The sequence below is a fragment of the Myxacorys sp. genome (genome assembly GCF_059501405.1).
Map to the genome: position 1 here is coordinate 1 of NZ_JCACCM010000180.1, position 7,318 is coordinate 7,318.

The following is a 7,318-nucleotide window of genomic DNA, read 5'->3' on the forward strand; positions in this document are numbered from 1 at the left end:
TGCTTCCCTCCTAGCTTTCGTTTCAACTTCCAGTACTTCTGTCAGTCAAGCAGGGCGGCTCCCTAAATCTCCTACTCAGATCCCGCTCATCGATCTACGGAGTTTGGATTACGTTGTGCTTGGCAACGCGCCGAATGTGATTGCTCCCCCATCCGGTATCCATAGATGTTGCCCGTTTAGTACTGAGAGTCTTAAAACTTCGACAGGTGTTGCTAGTGAGTTACGACTCACAAAAGCCGGTCGCTAAAGGTTATCCTTTTTTCATTGCAGATTTGGGAGGGTAGAGACTACAAACCCCTCTTACCACGTCCGGCTCGATTCGCGCTTTGCCCTGGCACCACTAGAAGTTCTTACCCGCCCGCAGTTTCCAGAACTAAACCGCTGATTCATAGTTGAGCTATTCATCAAGGCTATGTTGTAGCCTTGCCGAAAAGAAAGCCTCTTTCCGGTCCTAGGTGTTGCCACCTTAAGAACTCCCTACGCGGGATGAGGTTATGCGCCTGAAAAGCGTCGATTCTGGCAAGCTTTCATCCCCTCATTGGGATTTTCACCCATTCTCACAGTACGGCTTAGTGTGATGACTAAGTCTGTCACGGTCGCCCTATCTATTTTAGTGTGATGGAATAGAAATGGAGGGATTGTGTCCCTTTTGGGGTTTTATATCCTCCATGCCCTCCTCGCATTGGACCGGCAGCTTTCACTGCATCCAACGCTACGACCCAAACGGTCTCTTAGGCTTGGTTGTCACGGCCAAGCTTTACGAAGTGTTTGGCTCCAGTACTTGTCTCAACCACCTGATGCCGTGTTTGATCATGAACTGCCCGTGCAATTCAAAGAGGAGTATAAAGGGATGTGAGGAGAAATTGAAGAAAAAAAACCTCCCACGGGACGGTCAACACGAAGTGTCCGTGAGAGAAGAAAAGAAGTCCCACGGGCAATCGAGAAGACCGTCCCGCGACAGAAACCTTTAAAAGCACTTGGGGTGCTTCATAACATCTTAGGTTTTAAGTATTAAAGAATTTGAGATGGAAAGGGAAGGAAAATGTTGAGCGTTCTTCTGGTCATGTTACTGTCACACCCCTTGTCGAGTGTCTCTTAGCACTCAATTTAGAAAAGTAATTGGGCTTGAGGGGTAGAGTTTAAAGAAGCGGTTGGCCCTCTCAATCGGGTTGTGATTCTATGTCTAGGACAATCACATCCGTAATTTTGTGTTTTCCCTTATGTTTATGGTTGTGTTTTGCGGCATCCATTTGATGCTGCTCGTGGTGGGCTACAATTTCATCCCGTCGCTCGCTTAGAACTTGTTGAATCGTGTATTGGGATCTGGAGAATTCTTTCAGGGCATTGATGCTAATGGCCCACTTCTGGTCATACAAGCGGTCTGGCGTGTTGTTGTGGGCCATAATCGCATCAATGGCCGCGTTAATGATCTCTCTGGATTTGCCACCCGTCGCTCGAGGGCGGACGGGTTGAACTCTTTCTGCTGCTGAAGCTTGAGTCGTGGGGGTGGGTCGATGGGGAAGCGGTACCGCAGCGGGAGCGGCTTGCCTTTGCCCGGTGAGAGCATGGGTGAGACCCGCAACCGATTCCATCACTTGAGCCATTTGCGAAACGAGCAATTGCACCGTGGGGTCAAGCACAGGAGCTTTTTCCTTCTCTTGCTCTGGTGTGGGCTCGGATTCCGGCTCTTGCTGCGTCAGTTCGGGTTCAAGGATGGGTTCAATGAGTAGAGCTTTTTCCTGGGGAGCTTCTGGAAGGGGCTCCGTTGAGTTTTTCTGGAGCTGGGCTTCAATCCAGTTGAGGAGCTGAGAGGTGCGCTCACCTTGGTTTTTTGCCTCGGGTGAGATCGTGTCGAGCACCGCTACCCAGCGATCGTGGTCTTGGGCGTAGTAGCGCAGGGTGCTGATTTTTCGCTTACGGTTCAGGGGTTTTTTCTGGGTTGTTTCCATCTGCCTAAACGGTTCAATCGGTTCAATTCCGGCCAGCCCGAGCTTGATGCCTTTGCGCTTGCCCCCATACTGGGCAATGACTGAGTCAGCGATGTCGAAATCGGCATAATGGCGCGAGGCTGCCAGCGATCGTTTGAGCGTGGGATTGTCGGCATCTAAGACTTGATAGTGCCCCTGGATGGCCGCTCGAAATTCGACCGCATCGACATTGGGTGGACAGTACCAGAATGTGGCGATCGTGGCATACACGGCTCGAAACAGGTGAGTGTAGAGATTACCTCCAGATCGAGGCGGTACCAGTCCTTCAAAGTGGCGATCGCACGCCGCTGCAACTTTATCGCTATATTTTTGATTAATTTCTCCCCCGGTCAATGAGGCGGCTTGAGGCAGTTGTTTGCGGATTTTAGCGAGGGCTTTGCAGACTCGGTCAGCGGTTGTCAGGGTAGGAATCTCAAACTGAAGCAATTGAGGCTCGCCTCTGCGTTTTAAGGCTCCGGAGAACACAACACTCCACTGCGTTTTCTTTTGAAACTGGGCCGTTGAGAGTAATTCACTCACGCGTCGCCCGGTGAGCACGGCTAACCCTGCGGCGACGTCTGCCCAATCCTCTTTCTCGAGTAGCCGTACGGCTTGGGCAACGATTGCATCTGGATTGTCGATGAATTTCACCGCTTCATTGCGCTCGGCAACACTGCGTTGTTTCTCGTCGTTGAGCGCGGTGTACTCAGCTGTAGAAAAGCCGATGAAATCGAGCGAGAAGTGGTCTTCGCCGAGCGTATCTTTAATCGAGCGCCTCAGTTGATCCATGCATCCTTGCTGCTGCTGGAGCGATCCTAGACCTCGGTCCGTCCACTCTTGTCGCAGTTGTTCGGTGAACTTCTGAAGTTTCTTATGTCCAGCCGCCGTCGGTTTCACCGATTGAAGGAAGGGGAGGTATTCCTCGCCGATCCGGTGTGCGAGCCACTTTCTAGGCATATCAGTGGACGAAAGATTGCATATGCATATCGTAGCCGACATAAATATTGAATGCAATATGCTTGTTGTGAAATAGATACGGAAGACATGGATTGCTTTCTTCAAGAATGGAATTGAAGTGCTTCGGTTCCAGGTTATAGATGGGTGAAAGCCGCCGTCTGGTTTTAAGTTCTAGTTGTGATAGGCCAGCAACGTTAGGCGGTGTGGAAGTAATGACGCAAGTGCAGGTAGAGATTTGGACATCTCCTGATCGACCACTACTCTCCCATGCTTTGATGGGAAGCCTGACGTTTGGTGAGAGACGGATAATTTGGAGTGAGGTGCCCATGTGATTGGGATCCCGTATCGAGATTAACTCGTCTCTAGCGCTTAGATGTCTGATCCTAAGCTGTGAATTCAGCGCTAATGACGATTCAAGTGCCACTTGAATCGAGCGTGAGCCGGGCAGATTGAAATTGCTGAATGTTTCTAACGAACGAACAGCATCCCAGAAGCGGCATGCTTAGAACTGAAGTTCTTCCTCGAGCGGGGATTGTCGAATGAACTGGAGCAGTCGTTCTGTTTTGAAGAGCGTTCTGACCTGTTCTGGTGGCTTGATCTGCAAACCCAGCGTTTGAATGATTCCATTGGCATAATGACTGGCAAATTGCTGAAAGATCTGGCGTCTCGAGAGGGCCAGCTTTTTTCCGTGCTGGTCGAGGCGGTAGAGATGCTCGTCATTCTGAATATAGTCTGCGAATTTCTGAGCCAGATCACCTTTCGTGAAGGTCGTCTTGTTCTCAACCTGTAGAAGGTGCTCTAGAGTAATTCCCTTGCTTTTCAGTTTCTTCGTAAACAGGGTGTAGAAGTCGGTTGAACTGGTTGGTGCTCCACGGGTGGGCTGATGTTCCATAGTCGTGATCCTAAGGTTTGATAGACGATGAGAGAGGCATCACGTTAATCCAGGAGGAGGTGCATTTGCAAGGGTCAGAAGTGAGCGAGGGCATCAAGACTTCGCATTCCTTCAGAAGTGGTGTCAAGTCTCATCAGCCTCACCATCGGCAGGATGTCTAAACGATTTCGTCTCCAAGGGTCAAACGCTTGATCTAATAGATCCTCGAATAATAAAGATGCAATTCAATTAAAGATGACCTTGCGACCCGAATGGTCGGATGAACTGCCCGACCACGAAGGACATCTAGCGGGCGAAACGTGCTCAGGATGACAAAACCGATGAGTAGACAGAGAATTATTGCTCTGCTCCCAAACCTAACGCTTCCCCATAATCAAAATTACGCTTAATTCTGCGGTTAGTGATCGGCGTGAGGTCATACTTAGCGTTATGCGCACTCACTTCTGACTCATGCTGGGCAAACCACACTTTCACCTCAGAAGCAGACTGACCACTAATCTTCTGGAGAATGCCCTGTGAGATGTAAATCGGGGGCTCTTTCTTGGCTTTGTTGTAGGCAACGATCGCTGCAAACACCTCGTCAATCGTGATGCCCTCTGCCTCGTCTTGTTCGGCTTCTGGCTCCTCCCGTTGCGCTTCTGTCGTCGGAGGAGAGTTGAAAAGTGCGTTCAACGCCTGATCAAGCGTTTGCTCATGAATAGAAGCTCGATGGGGGGTTGCAGCAGGAGTTGTAGAAGGACTAAAGCCCTGTTGCAGGATGTCGAGAGCTTGCTGCTTTAGAACCGTCACACTGCGAGTCGACAGGTCATACTTCTGAGCGACGGTCTTACTTGCGTTCGGGTCGCCGAGTAATTCACGATGTAAGCAATCTAAAGCGACTTTCACTTTTTCGGTTGGAGATAAGGTATTGGAGTTTCTTGGCATAAGAAGACTAATTACAATTAGCAAGGAGACTATCGCTTAGTCAGAATACAGCAAAAAAGAATAGTTCCAGGATAGAATTCTCGCATCATCCGATTGGAAGTTTTAGACAGTTCACCTTTTTCACAGATATATCGATTGAACCACTACGGTAACGAGAAGATGAAAAAGCATTGAGTCCATTGCTCGCAAAGGATGACTCGTAAGTAGCTAGTGGCAATAATGGAGAAAATCGTTGTTGTTTTAAACAGGGAAGAAATCAAGAAAACTTTTTGATCGAGCGCTCAGTATTTATCTAGCCGTGTCAAGGCGCTTTCCGAATCTGCTCTAGATCAATGAGTCTGCCGATGCCTGTCGCAACTTTCAAGGGAGCCGTTTCTCGCTCTATGTCGCCAAGCTATAGATAACAATCGAAGCAAAATTGAGTAAAAATGCTTAGTAGAATCAAGCAAGGGCCGCGCTGACACTGCTGCCAGCAAGCTAGATAAACGTAAACCTTATAGCGCTATGCTTGTGACCGTTCTTTTGATTTATAAATTGAACTGTTCGCGAATTCCGCCAAGCAACATAGTTCTAAAAACACCATAATCAGGAAAAACAATGAACAACAAAGATCTAGAATCCCAAATTGAAGTGTTGCAGGAAGACCTAAAGCATCACAACAGAATAAGAGACTTGATTATTAAGGCGACAAGTTTTCTTATAGGTGATACACAGAATCCTGAAGTCATCAAACTTAAAAAAGCTATTGACAATCCAGCAGACTTTTGCTTCCATCCCACCGCAACAATTCACTTGTTTCAAGCGGGCGATGACTATTTATGTGAGTCAGCGATCGTTGTTTTTGAAGATAAAACTGTAGAACACTTTGAATTTACACCACCTATCAAAACAAGCATGAGATTGCGCGAAATGTCTACAATTACACTGTTGCACAGTGAGTTTGAAGATCAATATGGCGAATGTATGCTGCTTAGCTTCTTTCACAAAGGATGTACTTATTTTGGTCTAGCAACAGACAGATAAACGTTCGCGGCTCGGAAGTCTTTGACTTGCTGAAGGGCTTCAATTAGGGTGATAGCCATTGCCACTGCTTAGGATGAGGGGAATAGGAAGCAACCCTATCCCCCTCATCCTCTATTATCACAATGAATTAACCCTGCCCCTGAACGGTTCACGCCCTCTGTATTTAAAAGGGATTCAGGAAAGGCCGCTGGCGACAGTACCATCGGACATTGAGCAGGATGATTTCGGGCAAAAAGTGCCGCTACTTAAACAGAGGGAAGTAGACCTCGAAGAGGAGTCAGGCGTCTCCGGACTCACCTACCTTACCACTGACTCGTTTTTGCGACACAACCAAAGCGCTTGTCTTAGCAGATCGTCTTTGTTTAGCAATGAAATTCGAGATCGCCGAGTTATCAGTAAGGGCAACTACAAGGTTTGAGGCTGTTTTCAGGTCTCAATTCAAGCGAATCGCTGCTGAGACAGAACTTGTTGCTGAAGACGTAGCAACGCCTTATCTTGAATCCCAACCTGGGTTAGTCCCTCGATTGTTTGTTGAAGGTAGTCAGCACAGGAACCTAACGTGCCACTGGCAGTTGCCAGATGCTCCACTATCACATCTGGCTCAACTTGACCCGCGTAAGCCTGGTGCTGGGAGTTCACCACAAAGGCGATCGCCTGCCAGGTGTCTGCTCCATCAATGACCTTTACCCATCGAGGCCGATAACAACCCATCATCATTTCTCGTCGCCACAATAAGGGAAGTTCTGTGGCAACCTCCGCAGGCGCAATCCGATAAGCAATTCCTCGACAACTGCCCCCTCGGTCTAGACCCAGAACGAGCCCTCGGTTCTCTGGTGTCCCTCTGCCATAGGGTGTCCATAAACAGAAGCGGCGGTGGAAGCCGTAGATTGTGCCAACGCGACGTTCAGCAAATTGGATAATCGGATTCCAAATTAAGGAACCATAGGCAAAGATCCAGATATCTGAGTGAGTTGTGTGCTGCTGAAGGATTCCGTTCATCGAAGCTTGCAGTTCAGCTTCACTCAAAGTAGGAGGACGGCGATCCGAGCGGACGATAACCTGCTGGATTTGACTGGATTCAAGATCAGCACGAGTTAAAGACATTTGATATGCCCTGACAGGATCAATTTCAGCGGAGCAAGCTTGCTCTTTAGCGGAAGGAGAAAGCCGATCTGCTCAGAAATTAGGATTTTGAAATTTGCTCATCATGACGTTTCCTTTATTAGACTTAATCGGCAATAGCTTAATCTAGAAGACATATAGTTATTCTCGCTCGAAAGCTGAACCGCCTGCCATGTTGAGCTACAGCAGTGTCAGAAATAAACCTCATGTCCTCCAGAGTTTGACTGGACTCAAAGTCAAGGAGTTTGAGCAATTGTTGGAGTCGTTCGAGCCCGGCTGGATCAGCTATGTCGAGAGACACCATATTCAAGGGAGAACTCGGCAACGGCGCTATGGAGCAGGACGCAAGAGCCAATTGGAGACGACTGAAGACAAACTACTAGACTTGTCGGTAAATAAGGGAGAATAGAGAACAGTGACGAGATGAGATAAT

At 48.3% G+C, this 7,318-nt stretch carries 6 protein-coding genes; 2 read left to right on the top strand and 4 right to left on the bottom strand.

Features of this window, described 5'->3' with window-relative positions:
- Positions 1-247, top strand: a 247-nt coding sequence (locus tag AC5I6P_RS25345; RefSeq protein ID WP_495696554.1) for a hypothetical protein, incomplete at its 5' end; no start/stop codon positions are given.
- Between the two features lie 913 nt (positions 248-1,160).
- Here the strand turns inward: AC5I6P_RS25345 and AC5I6P_RS25350 are convergent.
- The 3 genes from AC5I6P_RS25350 to AC5I6P_RS25360 all read right to left on the bottom strand — a co-directional run bounded on the left by AC5I6P_RS25350 (position 1,161) and on the right by AC5I6P_RS25360 (position 4,740).
- On the bottom strand, positions 1,161-2,924 hold the full coding sequence (locus AC5I6P_RS25350) for a protelomerase family protein (protein ID WP_495696555.1): 1,764 nt from the start codon (positions 2,922-2,924) through the stop codon (positions 1,161-1,163).
- A 502-nt stretch (positions 2,925-3,426) separates the two neighbouring features.
- Positions 3,427-3,816 (bottom strand): hypothetical protein, encoded by a 390-nt coding sequence (locus tag AC5I6P_RS25355; RefSeq protein WP_495696556.1) that lies wholly within the window; start codon positions 3,814-3,816, stop codon positions 3,427-3,429.
- Positions 3,817-4,152: 336 nt separating this feature from the next.
- The gene (locus tag AC5I6P_RS25360; protein WP_495696557.1) at positions 4,153-4,740 is read right to left on the bottom strand and encodes a hypothetical protein; all 588 of its coding nucleotides are present in this window, start codon (positions 4,738-4,740) and stop codon (positions 4,153-4,155) included.
- 597 nt (positions 4,741-5,337) lie between these two features.
- On the opposite strand from AC5I6P_RS25360, the gene AC5I6P_RS25365 reads away from it, so the two are divergent.
- Complete coding sequence (locus AC5I6P_RS25365; protein ID WP_495696558.1) at positions 5,338-5,763, top strand: hypothetical protein; 426 nt, start codon at positions 5,338-5,340, stop codon at positions 5,761-5,763.
- 438 nt (positions 5,764-6,201) lie between these two features.
- On the opposite strand, the gene AC5I6P_RS25370 is transcribed toward AC5I6P_RS25365, so the two are convergent.
- Positions 6,202-6,867 carry a gamma-glutamylcyclotransferase gene (locus AC5I6P_RS25370; RefSeq protein ID WP_495696559.1) on the bottom strand — a complete coding sequence of 222 codons (666 nt, stop codon included), beginning with the start codon at positions 6,865-6,867 and terminating at the stop codon, positions 6,202-6,204.
- Positions 6,868-7,318 lie beyond the last annotated feature (451 nt).

Excerpts from the sequence above, each read along its gene's own strand:
- AC5I6P_RS25350 (WP_495696555.1), bottom strand. The coding sequence starts at position 2,924 with ATGCCTAGAAAGTGGCTCGCACACCGGATCGGCGAGGAATACCTCCCC.
- AC5I6P_RS25355 (WP_495696556.1), bottom strand. The coding sequence starts at position 3,816 with ATGGAACATCAGCCCACCCGTGGAGCACCAACCAGTTCAACCGACTTC.
- AC5I6P_RS25360 (WP_495696557.1), bottom strand. The coding sequence starts at position 4,740 with ATGCCAAGAAACTCCAATACCTTATCTCCAACCGAAAAAGTGAAAGTC.
- AC5I6P_RS25365 (WP_495696558.1), top strand. The coding sequence starts at position 5,338 with ATGAACAACAAAGATCTAGAATCCCAAATTGAAGTGTTGCAGGAAGAC.
- AC5I6P_RS25370 (WP_495696559.1), bottom strand. The coding sequence starts at position 6,867 with ATGTCTTTAACTCGTGCTGATCTTGAATCCAGTCAAATCCAGCAGGTT.